Genomic DNA, 14,518 nt, shown 5'->3' with positions numbered 1-14,518 from the left:
TTTGTACAGGGTAGATTCGAAGCGGGATTGCAGGGTACCTGCCGCCTTGTTATTACCCGTTCCGCAGCGTTAATACGCCTGATGCACGAGCGAAGCCGCACCGATCAGGCCGGCATTCTGGCTCAGCGCCGCGGGAACGATCTCCGTGCGGCGTCCGGCCGGGCTCAGCGCGTGCTCCGAGACGTACGATCGAATCGCGTCCAGCAGCGGTTCGCCGATCTGCGACACGCCGCCGCCGATAACGAGCAGCTCGGGATCGAGCGTGTTGATCAGCGAGACGCAGCCCATGCCGAGGCGCCGGTAAGTGGTTTCGATCAGCTGCTTCATCGGTTCGTCGCCGCCCGCGGCCAGGTCGAACGCTTCCTTCGTGCCGACCGGCCGGCCCAGCAGCTCCGACGCCTGGCGCGCGATGGCCGTGCCGGAAGCGATCTGTTCCCAGTAGCCTTCGGTGCCCGCCGCGCCCGGCTCCACCATGATGTAGCCGACGTCGCCCGCGTTGCCGGATGCGCCCGTGATCAGCCGTCCGTGCATGTAGATGCCCGCGCCGATACCCGTGCTCACCGTGATAAAAATAAAGTTGTCCGCATCCCGCGCCGCGCCCAGCCATTTCTCCGCCAGCGCCGCTGCCGTCGCGTCGTTCTGGAAATGGACCGGCCATGCGCCGAAATGCTTGCGCAGCTCCTCGACGACGCCAAATCCGTGCCAGGTGGGCAGATTGGGCGGGCTGTCGAGCCGTCCGTGCTTGGCGTCGAGCGGTCCCGGCGCGCCGACTCCGATGCCTTTGACGTCGGACGGGCCGATATTTTGCTGCTCCAGCAGTTCGTTTACCGCGGCCGCCGTTTCTTCGATCAGCGCCGCCGGCGTTTTGTCCGGGTCCGTCTTGAGCGACTGCTGCGCCAATACGGTGCCTCTGTCGTCGACGAGCCCTACCGCTATTTTGGTGCCGCCGATATCGATTCCGATTGCGATCATGCGTATCTGCCTCCCATATGCGTTGGTTTAACTTGACAAAACTTGACGAAATTCATTTCTGTCAAGTAACATGAGACCAGCATAGCATATTTTCGAGTGCGGGAATAGCGTTTTCATCGGGAGGAATGAGAGATGGCCAGACCGAAAAAAATTTCCATGCAGAACATCGCGGACCGGCTGGGACTGTCCAAAAACGCGGTCTCTCTGGCTTTGTCGGGGAAAAAAGGCGTGAGCGAGACTGTCCGGCGTTCGGTTCTGGCTGCGGCGGAGGAGCTGGGCTACGAACCGCCCGCCGCTGCCGGCCGGGCGGATCGAGCAAGCCGAAACGTGTTGGTGCTGGTGCCGGAGCGGGTCGTCAGCTACGCGGACAACGAACACTTCCACTTTTTCCACGACATGCTGTGGATTCTGGAAGAAAGTATCCGCGCGCGCGGCTGCAACGCCGTCATCGCGCGGATCGACGCGCAGATGGAGAGCGGGCTGATCCTGCCCCGCCTGTACGACGACGTGGACCATATCGGCCTCATCCTGTTCGGAATCGTCGACAAGCCGTACGCTCGCCAGGTGTGGGAGACCGGCGCGCCGCTCGTTATGCTCGACTCGTATTACCGCGATCTGCCGTGCGCCGCGGCCGTGTCGGCCAATACGGAAGGCGCGGAAGCGGTCGTCCGCCGGCTGATCGAACGAGGTCATCGCCGAATCGGCTTTATCGGCCCGGCCAATCTGACGACCAGCCACGAAGAGCGCTGGTTCGGCTACTGGCGGGCGATGCGCGAAGCCGGCCTGCCGATCGAAGAGTCCCATACGCTGCTGGAAGCCGGCGACTTCGACGAAGAAACGAACGAGCGCGAGATCGGCGAGTTTTTGGAGCGGATCGGGGCTTGGGCGGATGCTTCGGAAGCGGAGGGTGGGAACAGGGCGAGTCTCTCCGGGGAGTCGGGAGGTGTGGGCGGTTCGGGCGAGGGAAGCGAATCGGAGAGGAGTCGGGCGTCGAGTAGCGCGAGTGTGTCGAGCGATGCGGAGCGGAGTCGGGCGTCGAGCGGCGCGAGTGTGTCGAGTGACGCGGAGCGGAGTCGGGCGTCGAGCGGCGCGAGTGTGTCGAGTGACGCGGAGCGGAGTCGGGCGTCGAGCGGTGCGAATGTGCCGAGTGACGCGGAGAGGAGTCGGGTGTCGAGCGGCGCGGAGCGGCGTCCGACCGCCTTTTTCTGCGGCAATGACAGGCTGGCTCTGCTGCTGATCCGCCGCCTGCGGGCACGCGGCATCGCCGTTCCGCAGGATGTCGAGGTCGCCGGCTTCGACGGGCTGCGGCAGGCCGCGAGCCCGGAATCCGGTCTGTCCGTGACGGTCCGGGTCGACAAACGCAAAATGTGCGAAGCCGCCGTCGACCTACTGCTGGGCGGATACGGACACCGGCGCGAAGCGGTGCGCTGGACGGTCGACGGCCAACTGCTGCCGGTGGACGAGGCGGCTGCTTCTTTGTGAAAGGCACGAATAAACCGCCCTTGGAACGCAGATTCGAACGCGCTCAACGCCCTTGTGCATTGAGCGCGTTGGGCGTTCCTAGAAGCGGCTGTCCATTCGTAAAAGGCACGAATGAACCGCCCTTGGAACGCAAATTCGAACGCGCTCAACGCCCTTGTGCATTGAGCGCGTTGGGCGTTCCTAGAAGCGGCTGTCCATTCGTAAAAGGCACGAATGAACCGCCTTTGGAACGCGGATTCGAACTCGCTCAACGCACTTTTTATAAAAGTTTTCTTCACTGGTATCAGAACTGCAACTAAATGACCCCGAGAAAGGTTTATATATAGAGGTAGGGTGTTTTTTTGCATCCCAACCGTATTTATATGAGGAGGACGTTTTTCTATGAAAAAAATATTGATCGCATCGCTGCTCGGTTCCGCTGTACTGGGGGCATCCGCCGCACAGGCCGCTCCGGCTACCACACCGGCTGCCGCAGCGAAACCGGCCGCTACCACTACGACGACCGCATCCGAACCGGCTGCCAAGATCTACGGCAACGACGGCATGGTTATGCCTAGCGCTTACCCGTTCTTCATCAAAAGCACGCTTTACGCCACGGCAGACGTGATCAAGCAGCTGGATATCGAAGGGCTGCAAGTTGCCTGGGACAACAAAACGAAAAGCTACACGTACACGCGCGGCGACCGCATGGTCAAAATCATGGCCGACAGCAATGTCGCCTGGGTCAACGGCAAAGAAGTGAAGCTGGAAGGTTCGGCTACCTTCAAACGCGGCATGCTGCGCGTGCCGGTCGGCATTATCGTGCGCGGCGTAGGCGAGTCGATCACTTGGGACAAAGCGACCCAAACGCTGTGGGTCGGCGATTCGAGCAAGTAAGATTCGAGCAAGTAAGAACATTTAAGCCGTGAATGCTTGGGCTACCGCTTTGATTGAAGCGGCGGTATCGAGTGCGGCTTCAGAACCGCTTTCGCAGCCTGCCTATCGGCAGGGCGGAGCGGTTTTTTTGGCTTGGATTGAGGTTGAGTGAGCAAGCAAATGAACGAACGGACGGTAGAGCGAAGGAGAGAATGAGCAACCGAGTGAACGAGCAAACGAGCGAACGAGCAAACGAGTGAACGAGATAACGATCGAACGAGATAATGATCGAACGAGCGAACGAGCGAACGAGCGAACGGCAGAGCGAATGAGCAAACGAGTGAACGAGATAACGATCGAACGAGCCAACGAGTGAACGAGCAAACCAGCCAACGATCAAGCGAGCGATCGAATGATCGAACGAGCGAACCAGCGGCGCAGCGCCATCGCAAGTGCGCAGTTCTTGTTCGCCTGAATAACTGCGTGAGGACACTTATTTTGCCCGAATCGGCTCGAATTCGGCAAATAACGTCGTGAGAGCAGTTATTTCGGCTCTCACGGCCGCCTGCGAGCGAATACCGGGCAAATAAGTGTCCTCTGGCACTTATTTGCCCGGCCGGCGGCCGGCAAAGCGAAATAAGTGCAGATCCGCACTTATTTCCGCTATTTCCGAGACAGACGGCCTGCAGGCGGCCTGTAGAGTGCCCGCGCAAAGTCTGCGCGACCCAAAAAAGCGCCCGATGTTCTTCCCCGTGAACAGGGAAAGAACATCGGGCGCTTCTGCGCGGCGCGGTGCGGGCGGCTGCGCAGCCGGGCACGAAGCTTCTATTCGGCTTTGTACAGCCTCGAGGCCACTCCGCCGCCTAGTCCCTCGAAGCTCCCGTAGCCTCGAGGCCACTCCGCCGCCTAGTCCCCCGGAAGCTCCCGCAGCCTTGCGGCCACTCCGCGGCCTAGTCCCCGGAAGCTCCCGCAGCCTCGCGGCCACTCAGCGGCCTAGTCCCCTGGAAGCTCCCGCAGCCTCGCGGCCACTCAGCGGCCTAGTCTCCCGAAGCTCCCGCAGCCTCGCGGCCACTCAGCGGCCTAGTCCCCCGGAAGCTCCCGCAGCCTCGCGGCCACTCCGCCGCCTAGTCCCTCGAAGCTCCCGCAGCCTCGCGGTCACTCCGCCGCCTAGTCCCCGGAAGCTCCCGTAGCCTCGCGGCCACTCCGCCGCCTAGTCCCTCGAAGCTCCCGTAGCCTCGCGGCCACTCCGCCGCCTAGTCCCTCGAAGCTCCCGCAGCCTCGCGGCCATGCAGCCGCCCAGTCCCCCGCAGCCCCCGCATTCCCCTCAGTCCCCCGAAGCCTCCAGCCGCGGGGCGGCGACGTCGAGCTTCAGCAGCGGTTGGCCGGACTCGACGGCGCCGCTGCGGACGCCGGCGATGCCGGCGTATTCTTTGGTGTTGGTCACGATCATCGGCGTGGTCAGGTCGTAGCCGGCTGCGCGGATCGCGCTCATGTCGAACGTGAGCAGCGGCTGGCCGGCCGTTACGGCTTGGCCTTCTTCGACGAGTACGGCGAAGTGGCGGCCTTTGAGGCGGACGGTGTTCAGGCCGACGTGGATCAGCAGTTCCGCGCCGTCGGCGGTCTGCATGCCGATCGCGTGCTTGGTGACGGCGAGCGAGTTCACGATGCCGTCCGCCGGAGCGGTGACGACGCCGGCAGTCGGCATGACCGCGATGCCTTTGCCCATGTATTCGCCGGCGAACGTGACGTCTTCGACGTCGGCGAGCGCTTTGACCGTGCCGGTCAGCGGGCTGAGCAGCTCGGTATCGCGCAGCTTGGCGATGACCGGCTGCGGAACTGCCGCAGCCGAAGCGGCCGAAGCAGCGGGCGTTGGCGCCGCAGCTGCGTCCGCAGAGGCATCCGCCGACGCCGTCGCAGCCACAGGCTGCGGCTCGCTGCCGGCCGAAGCCGGCGAAGCGACGTCTTCGAAGCCGATCAGGAACGTCACGACGGTGGCCGTGATGAAGGCCAGGCCGATGCCGACGAGGCCGTAGGCGAACGTCGGGCCGATCATGGCCGGAATGCCCGGCAGGCCGACGCTGCCGGCCATCGTGTAGATCTTGACGTGGAACAGTCCGTAGACGGCGCCGCCTGCCGCGCCGCCGATCAGGGCGGAGACGAACGGCTTTTTGAGGCGCATGTTAACGCCGTACATGGCCGGTTCGGTAATGCCCATCATGGCCGAGAAGCTGGTCGACAGGGCAAGCGACTTGAACTGTACGTTGCGCGAGCGCAGGAAGACGCCGAATGCGGCGCCGGCCTGCCCGAGGTTCGCCACGAACATGATCGGCAGGATGTAATCGAAGCCCTGCTCCGCGATTGCGAGAATAGCGATCGGGACGAGTGCCCAGTGCATGCCGGTCATGATGATCAGCGACATGGTGCCGCCGAGCAGGATGCCGCCGAAGATGCCGGTGTTATCGAGCAGGTACGTGATGCCGCCCGACAGCCCGTCGCCGATCAGGCTGCCCAGCGGGCCGATCGCGATCAGCGTGGCCGGCGCGATGACGAGCAGGGTGAGCATCGGAACGAGCAGCACTTTGAGCGCGCTCGGAATGACTTTGTTGAACAGCTTCTCGACGTAGGAAGACACCCAGACGGCGAGCAGAATCGGAATGACCGACGAGGAATATGTGACGGAGGTCACGGGCAGTCCGAGGAAGCTGACCGCCGTTCCGCCGCCGAGCAGGGCGGTCAGGTCCGGGTGCAGAATCGCCGCCGCGATGGCGGCCGCGATAAAGGCGCTGCTGCCGAACTTGCGCGCCGCGCTGAACGCGATCAGAATCGGCAGGAAGTAGAACGTGCCGTCGCCGATCGCTTTCAGGATCTGATAGGTGCTGCCATCCTGCGCCATCCAGCCGAATACGTCGGAGACGGACAGCAGCGCCTTGATCATGCCCGCGCCGGCAAGCGCCGGAAGCAGCGGAGTGAAGATGCCGGAGATGATGTCCAGCAGCGCGGAGAACGGATTTTTTTTCGTTTGCGGGGCATCTTCGCCGCCGGCCGGGGCGGAACCGCCGCCGAACGACGCGCGTTTGTTGATTTCTGCGTAGACGTTCGGCACGTCGTTGCCGATGATGACCTGGAACTGGGAACCGGCGATATTGGTGCCCATCACGCCCGGCGTATTTTCCAGCGCGGCCCGGTCGGCTTTGGTATTGTCTTTGAGTTCGAAGCGCAGGCGGGTCATGCAGTGCGTCATCGTGTTGACGTTTGCGGCGCCGCCGATTTTTTCCAGGACGGCCTTCGCGGTCTGTTCGTGCTTGCTCATATGCGGTCTTCCTTTCTATCGTGCAAAATGGGGACGGGCGAAACGGCGGACAAGACGAAAAACCCGGGCGTTCGAACCTGTAGGCACGGCAAAACCGGCGTCGATTCGGAAACGGCCCGGGTTTTGCCTTTGCAGTAACAATCCCGAGTACTGACTATGAAAATAAAAGTTGGCGGAAGCTCGCGCGGCGAGCGTCGGCCCGGTCTGGTCAGGCTTTGGCAATCCGGTCGATATGGATAGTCAGATACAGCATTTCTTCCTTGTTCAACCGGTAGTCGTAATGTTCGGCGATATAAGCTTCGATCCGTTCCGTGCAGGGATAAGCTTCCGGACAGTTTTCCTTGACGATCTCGTACAGGCTGTCGTAGTTGTTGCCGGAATGGTCGCCGCTGATCAGCCGCTGCGCGAAAAATTTCAAATGCGTCACGAAGCGGTAATAGCTGATCGAATCGACGTCGTATTCCAGATCGAAATGCGTGCGCACCAGATCGAGAATGTCCTGCATAATCTTCGTGATATTCATCAGGACAGGCATTTCTTCGCCGAGCTGCGCGTTGACGAGATGCATCGCGATAAACGCCGCTTCGTCGTCGGGCAGTTCCACTCCGATCCGTTCCTTGATCAGTTTGAGCGCGGAACGCCCGACCTGGTATTCGGCTTTGTACAGGCTTTTGACCTCAAGCAGCAGACCGTTCTTGATCTCCAGCCCGCGCCGCTGGCGCTCCACCGCGAAGTGGATATGGTCCGTCAGCGAGAGATAGATCGAATCCCCGAACTCCTTGTCCAGCATGAGGGCGGCCAGTTTGCGGATCTCCTCGGTCAGCTGAACGTATTCCATCGGAATCTGTTCCAACAGTTCCTTGAGTTTGCGGGACGAATCGTTGCTTTCCGGACGAAACACCTTCTCGATCTTGTCCGCGTCGACCTCGTCTCCCGGCTTTTTTTGAAAAGCGAGCCCCCGGCCCATCACGACGATCTCGATCTCGCTGCCGTCCAGCGACGTAATGACGTTGTTGTTGAGCACCCTCAGGATTTGCATTGCGTTCACCTCTTGTTCATCGAAGCTGCTTCATGCGGGATTGCGTCACCGTGCACAGTGGATAAAAAAAGGCAAAACCCAAAACACGTTAGGCACATGTTTTGGGTTTTGCCTTTTCAGTAACAATCCCTCAACCACAATAACACCGTTTTAAACCGTTTGCAAGAACAAAAGCGTACGCTTTCACGACGGGAATCCGGTCAAAAAGAAAAAAAGGCCGATCCGGCTGCCCGGAAAGGCCGTACACAAACGACGAAAACAAAAGGCGTACCGAAAAGCCGCGTCAAAAGACAGCCGTTCGCCCGCCGGAGCTAACGGAATCCTGCCCGTCAAGCCGCCGTGCCGTGCGCTTCTCCCGGCACGGCGCGTCTGCGCCCGGCGATCGCCCGAAGCATCAGCGCAAGCTTGAGCCCGCCGGTCACAAAGAGCATCCACGGCAGCAGTACAAGTCCCCAGCCGATGCCCGGCGCCCACGTCAGCGCGACGTCCCATGGAGCGAGTCCGGCCAGCACGTGCAGCGTCAGCAGCGGAAACGCGACGTTGCACACCAGCAGCAAAGCCGAGTTCCAGGCGATTTTCCAGCCGGTCGGCCGAAACGCTTTTCTCCAGCGGAACAAACTGCGCACCGAACCCGCAAACAGCAGCGCGATCGCCAGCACGATTCCGTCCGCGATGCCGTACAATTTGACGAAGTCCGGCAGGCTGTCGAGCGAAGGCGCGCGTCCGTGCAGGATATCGTCGATGCCGGGAATAAGGCCGGAGTAGCCGACGACGAGCGGGTCGACCGAGTTCGCGAGCACGAAGATGCCGTAACCGTCGCGGATGCGCATTTCCGAATATGTATTTTCCGTCGTGCCGTTATGCCCGGCCGAATCGCCGGTCAGCACCCAGCCCATGCCGTAAAAGGAGCCGTCGTGCATATCCGCGGACGGCTGCCGCATGAGCTCCGTATTTTCGGCGGACAAAAGGCGTTCCTCGCCCGCGGAACCGTCGTTCATCTGCATGAGCAGATACTTTGACATGTCTTCCGCGGTGGAGACGAGATAACCGGACGGCACGGTGCCGGAATGGTCGGCCAGGCGGGTAGGTACGGTCAAGCCGAACAAAAACTGGTGGCCGGACGGCGGCCGCAGCCCGGAGCGTTCGGTCCATGCCGTGCGCGCCCGTTCCGGCGACGGGAAGCTGTTGTGCATGCCGAGCGGATCGAAGATGCGCCGCTGAACATAGTCTTCGTACGACAGGCCGGATACCCGTTCGACGATCGCGCCGAGAATATTGTAGTTCAGGTTGGAGTATTGATAACCGACTCCGGCAGGCTGCGTCTGCGAGACTTTCCGCAGGTCCGCGACGTGATGTTCGAGCGTTCCGGTTCCTCTGGACAAAAAAGCGACGCCGTCGTAGGTGGACAATCCGCTGCTCTGGTGCAGCAGGTCGGACACTGTAATGTCGGCGGAGCGCGCCGGATCGGCCAGCGAGAATTCCGGCATATAGTCGGTCACCGGCGCGTCCAGCGCGATTTCGCCCCGTTCGACGAGCTGCATGACCGCAAGCGCGGTAAACGATTTGGTCGTCGAACCGATCGCGAGCGGCGTCTGCGCCGTCATCGGGCCGGCGCCGGGACCGGCGCTGCCGTAGCCCTGCGCGTACAGGATTCGGTCGCCCCGGACGATGCCGACGGCCAGGCCGGGGATATGCAGGCGCTGCATGGCGGCCTCGGCGTAGGCATCGATTTGCGTCGGAGTCCAGTTCGGCGCCGAAGACACGGGCGGAGCTTCGGGGGCGGCTGCGGAGACGGTCGCGACGAACGGGAAGGCAGCGGAAGAAGACAGCAGCAGTGCGGCCAGAGCGAGTTTGAACGTTTGGATCTTTTTCATCGGTAAAGTTCCTTTCGCGGATCGAAGTTTGCCTGTAACGGATCGGACGAAGCGGTTCCCTGCGGAGCGGACACCGGATTCGCAATCTTTTCCCAGTCTACCGGATCGCGAAGCGAAACAAATCGGGCGGCGGATTGAAGCGGTGGTCGGTCTTGAGGGAACCTGCAGCCTGGACCTGGGGCGGGGGAACGCGACGTATCGGGCGAACTTTTGCGAAGGTTCAAGCGTCTATACGAATGAAGACAGCGTTCCGCGCGAATAGGGACAGAGTCGGACAGATTCAAGGCAAGGAGGAGAACAGATTGGACTTTTCATTCGGATTCACTTTTTTTGGCGTGTTTTTGTGGATCGTATTTACCGTAATTACGCTGCTGGTCTGGTATTTGCTGATCAAAGCGGCGGTTGGCAATTCGAAGATCACGACCGAAGTCTACGCGCTGCGCAACGACCTGAACGAGTTGGAGCGCCGCCAGACAGAACGGTTTGCCGTGCTGGACACTCATATGCAGGAACAAAATAAACTGCTGCGCGAGCAGAACGAACTGCTGCGCCGAGGCGGGAGCTGACAAAAGAAGATGGATGTAGGTTGGTTTTGGATATTGGCGAGCGCTGTGATCTCTCTCCTCATAGGGGGAACGACGGTGTACCTTATTGTCTATAAAGTGGTCGAGGAGCGGATCGAAAAGTCGGTCCGGATCGAGCTGCATCATATGGAGCGCAAACATGAAGACCGCTTTCGGACACTTGACCGCGAGCTGCAGGAGGTAAAGGCACTGCTGCGCGAGCAGAACGAACTGCTGCGCCGAGGCGGGAGCTGACCGGTGGCCCGGCGATTGCCCGGCAGGCAGGCGAGCCAAACCTTCGGAAGCGCTGCCGCTTTCGAAGGTTTTTTGGCCGTCCGGCCGAAAATGAAGGCGCCGGGGCCTATTCCGGGTACATACATAGAAACGGACGCGCCGTCCGAATCCGGTATTCGAGGAGGAAAATCTCATGTTTCTGCTGATCGGAGTGTTTCTGCTGCTGTGTCCGCTGGTGATTGCCCATCCCGACCGGATTCTGCACCCGGTGCGCGATCCCGCCGGAGGCGATCTGTACGAACCGGCGAATTTTAAATCCCAGGCTTTTCGGGCGCTCGGCCTGCTGCTGCTGTTGGTCTCGCTGTCGCTCGGCGTCATGCTGATGTTGTCGGGAAGCTGAATCTTGGTACAAAGGCAGACGCCCGGCCGGATAGGCGGAGAACGGGACGTTTCCCGCGGGAAGCGTCTTTTTTGCGGTGGCTTCGGACAAGAAGGCGGCAAGTTTGATAAATGGCGTCTATTCAGGCACACTGGATAGACGAACGAAAGAGGTCGGCCCGCAGCGATCGGGCAGGCACGAGGAGGAGACGGAAATGAACGGACAATGGACGATCGACAACATGCCGGATATGAACGGGAAACGGGTCTTGATTACGGGTGGAAGCGGCGGCCTTGGGCTGGAAACGGCTTACGGATTTGCGCAAAAAGGTGCGGAAATCGTGCTGGCCGTACGCAATATGGAAAAAGGACGGCAGGCCGCCGACGGGCTGCTCGAAAAGTTTCCGCAGGCAAGCGTGGAGGTCATGCGGCTTGATCTGGCGGATCTGTCGAGCATCGAGGCGTTCGCGGCAGGCTTTATCGGCAAATACGACGCGCTGCACGTGCTCGTGAACAACGCGGGCGTCATGATTCCGCCGTACGGCAAAACGAAAGACGGCTTCGAGCTGCAGTTCGGCAGTAACCATCTGGGCCATTTCGCGCTGACGGGCCGCCTGCTGCCGCTGCTGCTGCGCACGACGGGCGCACGCGTCGTGACGCTGAGCAGCATCGCGGCCAAAAGCGGCTATATCTACTTCAACAACCTGGACGGCCGCCTCGGCTACAGCGCGATGAAGTTCTACGGCCAGAGCAAACTGGCGAATCTGCTGTTCGCCCGCGAGCTGCAAAAGCGGCTGTCGGCCGTCGGCGCCAACACGATCAGCGTCGCCTGCCATCCGGGCGTCTCGAATACGAACCTGATCTCCCGCGGTTCGGGGAAGCAGGCCGGCCGCGCCGTCTCGTTCATCTGGGGCTTGATGAGCCAGTCCGCGGCGATGGGCGCGCTGCCGACGCTGTACGCTTCGACCGAGAACCTGTACGGCGGCGAATATATCGGCCCGACCGGCAAAGGCGGCCGCAAAGGCTACCCGGGCTTCGATCTGTCCGTCGATCACAAAATGAACGAAGACACGATGGCTAAGCTGTGGCGCGCGTCCGAAGAACTGACCGGCGTAACCTACGATTTCAGCCGGGCCGAGAACGAAGAATGGGCGCGTCTGAACATTCGGATGTAGTTCGCGGGTACGACACCGTGCGGATGTGAAGAACTCGGCCTGCACAAGGGCAAATTCTTGTCTGACCGAGGCAAACTTTTCTCTGGCCGAATTTGCCTGTATGTTTCAGCCGATCGCAAAGGTTTGCAATCCCCTCAGGTCCGATTCTCCTACCGGAGAGTCGGGCTTTTTGGGCTTGTCCGGGCCTATGCCCGATCTGCTTGCGTTCGGCACGCTCTATTTTCTCCGTATGCGCGATATGTTTCGACGTTTGGGTCCGTTCGCTTCATAGCCTCGCGGTCTTTCGCCCTGCCTCTGCCGCCAATTGCCCTGCCCCGCCGCTTTTCGTCCCGCCCCCGCCGCCAATTACCCTACCTCTGCTACCTTTCGCTCCGCCTTTGCCGCCTTTCGCCTCGCTTTCGCCGCCTTTCGCCTCGCTTTCGCCGCTTTTCGTCCCGCCCCCGCCGCCTAACGAATCCTCGTATCGTTATTTGCGCCTATTTGGCTTTTTTAACAATCTAACGAATCCTCCTATCCTTATTGGCTTTGATCCGGTCGATTTAGGCCGATTTGCAGCGAATAGCGTGCTGACGATTCGTTAGAATGCGGAAAAGCGAATTCAAGCGCAAACAGCGTGATCACGATTCGTTAGAGCGCGTTACAGCGGTCAAAAAAACGTGAACAGGCTGGAAAGCGGCGTTTGAGGCTGGGCGGTATGCCGATTCGTCCGGAGTTGATCTTTCTCACATTTTTTCGGCTGCCAGCGTGGTACGTTAAAGAATGGCGGTTTTGCAAAAAAAAACGAAAAGAAGGTCGGCGCAATGGGCAGAATCAAAGGGTGGGGCAGGTTCGAAGGGTACGGAAAAAGCGAGTTGAAGCGCGATCTGATCGCGGGCTGCATCGTCGGGATCATCGCGATTCCGCTCGGGATGGCGTTCGCGATCGCTTCGGGGGTCAAGCCGGAGACCGGCATCTATACGACGATCATAGCGGGAATCCTGATCTCCCTGCTGGGCGGTTCGAAGTTTCAGATCGGCGGGCCGACGGGTGCTTTTATCCCGATCCTGCTCGCGATCGTGCTGCAGTACGGCTATGACAAGCTGCTGGCGGCGGGATTCATGGCCGGTGTCCTGCTGGTGCTGATGGGCGTGTTCAGGCTCGGCACGCTGATCGCGTATATGCCGCGTCCGGTCACGGTCGGATTCACGGCGGGGATCGCCGTTACGATCTTTGCCGGGCAGATCGGCAATTTTCTCGGCCTGACCGGACTGGAGCGTCACGAGAGCTTTCTGCTCAACATGCGGGAACTTGCGCTGCACGCCGGCACGCTGAACGGATACGCGATCGTCGTGGCGGGTGTCTGTCTGGGATCGCTGCTGCTGATGCCGCGGCTGCTGCCGAAAGTGCCGCCGTCTCTCGTCGGCCTGATTCTGTCCACGTTCGTCGCCGTTCTGCTGCTGGACGGGCGGGTCGCGACGATCGGTTCGGCTTACGGCGAGATTCCGGCTTCGCTGCCGTCTTTTCGCGTGCCCGACTTGTCGGGGGATACGCTGAAGCTGATGATCGGGCCCGCGATCGTGATCGCGCTGCTGGGCGGCGTCGAATCGCTGCTCTCCGCGGTCGTCGCGGACGGGATGGGCGGCTCGAAGCATGACAGCCGCCGCGAACTGATCGGGCAGGGCATCGCGAACATGGCGGTGCCGCTGTTCGGAGGCATTCCGGCGACAGGCGCTATCGCCCGCACCGCGACGAACATCAAGAGCGGCGCGGCGTCGCCGCTGTCGGGCATCGTGCACGGCCTCGTCGTGCTGCTCGTGCTGGTGCTGCTCGCGCCGTACGCCTCGGCGATCCCGCTTGCCGCGATGGCGCCGATCCTCATGGTCGTCGCCTGGAACATGAGCGAACGCCGGGCGTTCGCCAAGCTGCTTCGGCTGCGCAGCGGCGATTCGCTCGTGCTCGTCGTCACGTTCCTGCTGACGGTGTTCGCGACGCTGACGACGGCTGTCGGAGTCGGCCTGGCGCTGGCCGTGCTGCTGTTCGTCAAGAACATGGCCGGCGAGCAGCGGCTCGACCGGGTGCTGCCCGGCGACGACGACGGCGTCCGCGGCAAAGTCCAAGCCGACCCGGCAGACGCGGATCGAAGCTGCCCGCAGCTGAGCGTATTCAGCCTGCGGGGCGCGCTGTTCTTCGGCGTGCGCGATCCGTTCGGCACGCCGGCTTTCGCGGCGTCCCGCGATCTAACCGGCACGCTGCTGCTGCGCATGGGCGGCGTGCCGCTGATCGACGCCTCTGGCGAGGCGGCGCTGCACGGCCTGCTCAAGAGCGTCCGCGCGTCGGGCGGCACGCTGATGCTCGCCGGGCTGCGGCCCGGTCCGCGGCAGCTGCTTGCGCGCACGGGCCTGCTCGCAGAGCTTGGCGAAGAGAACGAGTTCGCCCGCACCGGCGCAGCGATCGACGCGGCGCTTGCGCGTCGGGCGCACGCGGAGCGCTGCGACGGCTGCGCGGCGGACCTGCTCAAGTGCGCCGGACAAGGCGTGTCCGGGGAAGGGAATGCTTGCTGAACGCGCGCTGCCGCGTTCAGCCCTCTGAGCGGCCGGGACGATTGAGCCGCCGTCGCCGTTCCCCTAACGTCAAAAAAGCTTCCGGTCCCTGGGGAC

The 14,518-nt window shown here is 61.6% G+C and carries 11 protein-coding genes; 7 read left to right on the top strand and 4 right to left on the bottom strand.

Annotated features, from left to right (window positions below; genetic code table 11):
• Positions 1–69: 69 nt before the first annotated feature.
• Positions 70–972 (bottom strand): ROK family protein, encoded by a 903-nt coding sequence (locus FFV09_RS06115; RefSeq protein ID WP_141446973.1) that lies wholly within the window; start codon positions 970–972, stop codon positions 70–72.
• Between the two features lie 132 nt (positions 973–1,104).
• Between FFV09_RS06115 and FFV09_RS24085 the strand changes: the two genes are divergently transcribed.
• Together FFV09_RS24085 and FFV09_RS06105 are read left to right on the top strand one after the other, a co-directional pair.
• A complete protein-coding gene (locus FFV09_RS24085) occupies positions 1,105–2,454 on the top strand; it encodes a substrate-binding domain-containing protein (RefSeq protein WP_246098490.1) in 1,350 nt (449 codons plus the stop codon).
• A gap of 381 nt (positions 2,455–2,835) precedes the next feature.
• Complete coding sequence (locus tag FFV09_RS06105) at positions 2,836–3,330, top strand: copper amine oxidase N-terminal domain-containing protein (RefSeq protein ID WP_141446972.1); 495 nt, start codon at positions 2,836–2,838, stop codon at positions 3,328–3,330.
• Between the two features lie 1,303 nt (positions 3,331–4,633).
• On the opposite strand, the gene FFV09_RS06100 is transcribed toward FFV09_RS06105, so the two are convergent.
• From FFV09_RS06100 to FFV09_RS06090, 3 genes are all read right to left on the bottom strand, one after another.
• The gene (locus tag FFV09_RS06100) at positions 4,634–6,619 is read right to left on the bottom strand and encodes a beta-glucoside-specific PTS transporter subunit IIABC (protein ID WP_141446971.1); all 1,986 of its coding nucleotides are present in this window, start codon (positions 6,617–6,619) and stop codon (positions 4,634–4,636) included.
• A gap of 208 nt (positions 6,620–6,827) precedes the next feature.
• Positions 6,828–7,658, bottom strand: a complete 831-nt coding sequence (gene licT, locus FFV09_RS06095) for a BglG family transcription antiterminator LicT (protein WP_141446970.1) — start codon at positions 7,656–7,658, stop codon at positions 6,828–6,830.
• Positions 7,659–7,987: 329 nt separating this feature from the next.
• Positions 7,988–9,532, bottom strand: coding sequence for a serine hydrolase domain-containing protein (locus FFV09_RS06090; RefSeq protein ID WP_141446969.1), 1,545 nt, complete (start codon positions 9,530–9,532; stop codon positions 7,988–7,990).
• Positions 9,533–9,834: 302 nt separating this feature from the next.
• Between FFV09_RS06090 and FFV09_RS06085 the strand changes: the two genes are divergently transcribed.
• From FFV09_RS06085 to FFV09_RS06070, 5 genes are all read left to right on the top strand, one after another.
• Positions 9,835–10,098, top strand: coding sequence for a hypothetical protein (locus FFV09_RS06085; RefSeq protein WP_141446968.1), 264 nt, complete (start codon positions 9,835–9,837; stop codon positions 10,096–10,098).
• Positions 10,099–10,173: 75 nt separating this feature from the next.
• On the top strand, positions 10,174–10,350 hold the full coding sequence (locus FFV09_RS23695; RefSeq protein WP_170314955.1) for a hypothetical protein: 177 nt from the start codon (positions 10,174–10,176) through the stop codon (positions 10,348–10,350).
• Positions 10,351–10,522: 172 nt separating this feature from the next.
• Entirely contained in the window at positions 10,523–10,729 is a 207-nt protein-coding gene (locus tag FFV09_RS06080) for a hypothetical protein (protein WP_141446967.1), read from the top strand.
• A 193-nt stretch (positions 10,730–10,922) separates the two neighbouring features.
• Positions 10,923–11,882 (top strand): oxidoreductase, encoded by a 960-nt coding sequence (locus FFV09_RS06075; protein ID WP_141446966.1) that lies wholly within the window; start codon positions 10,923–10,925, stop codon positions 11,880–11,882.
• 809 nt (positions 11,883–12,691) lie between these two features.
• Entirely contained in the window at positions 12,692–14,422 is a 1,731-nt protein-coding gene (locus FFV09_RS06070; protein ID WP_141450365.1) for a SulP family inorganic anion transporter, read from the top strand.
• Positions 14,423–14,518: the final 96 nt, after the last annotated feature.

The organism is Saccharibacillus brassicae (assembly GCF_006542275.1).
GTDB classification, from domain to species: Bacteria; Bacillota; Bacilli; order Paenibacillales; family Paenibacillaceae; genus Saccharibacillus; species Saccharibacillus brassicae.
The sequence above is the reverse complement of the archived record's forward strand: the minus strand, read 5'-3'. Positions and strand labels throughout refer to the sequence as shown.

Bases quoted from the DNA above. Each gene is read 5' to 3' on its own strand.
- FFV09_RS06115 (WP_141446973.1), bottom strand. From the start codon at position 972: ATGATCGCAATCGGAATCGATATCGGCGGCACCAAAATAGCGGTAGGG.
- FFV09_RS24085 (WP_246098490.1), top strand. From the start codon at position 1,105: ATGGCCAGACCGAAAAAAATTTCCATGCAGAACATCGCGGACCGGCTG.
- FFV09_RS06105 (WP_141446972.1), top strand. From the start codon at position 2,836: ATGAAAAAAATATTGATCGCATCGCTGCTCGGTTCCGCTGTACTGGGG.
- FFV09_RS06100 (WP_141446971.1), bottom strand. From the start codon at position 6,619: ATGAGCAAGCACGAACAGACCGCGAAGGCCGTCCTGGAAAAAATCGGC.
- licT (WP_141446970.1), bottom strand. From the start codon at position 7,658: ATGCAAATCCTGAGGGTGCTCAACAACAACGTCATTACGTCGCTGGAC.
- FFV09_RS06090 (WP_141446969.1), bottom strand. From the start codon at position 9,532: ATGAAAAAGATCCAAACGTTCAAACTCGCTCTGGCCGCACTGCTGCTG.
- FFV09_RS06080 (WP_141446967.1), top strand. From the start codon at position 10,523: ATGTTTCTGCTGATCGGAGTGTTTCTGCTGCTGTGTCCGCTGGTGATT.
- FFV09_RS06075 (WP_141446966.1), top strand. From the start codon at position 10,923: ATGAACGGACAATGGACGATCGACAACATGCCGGATATGAACGGGAAA.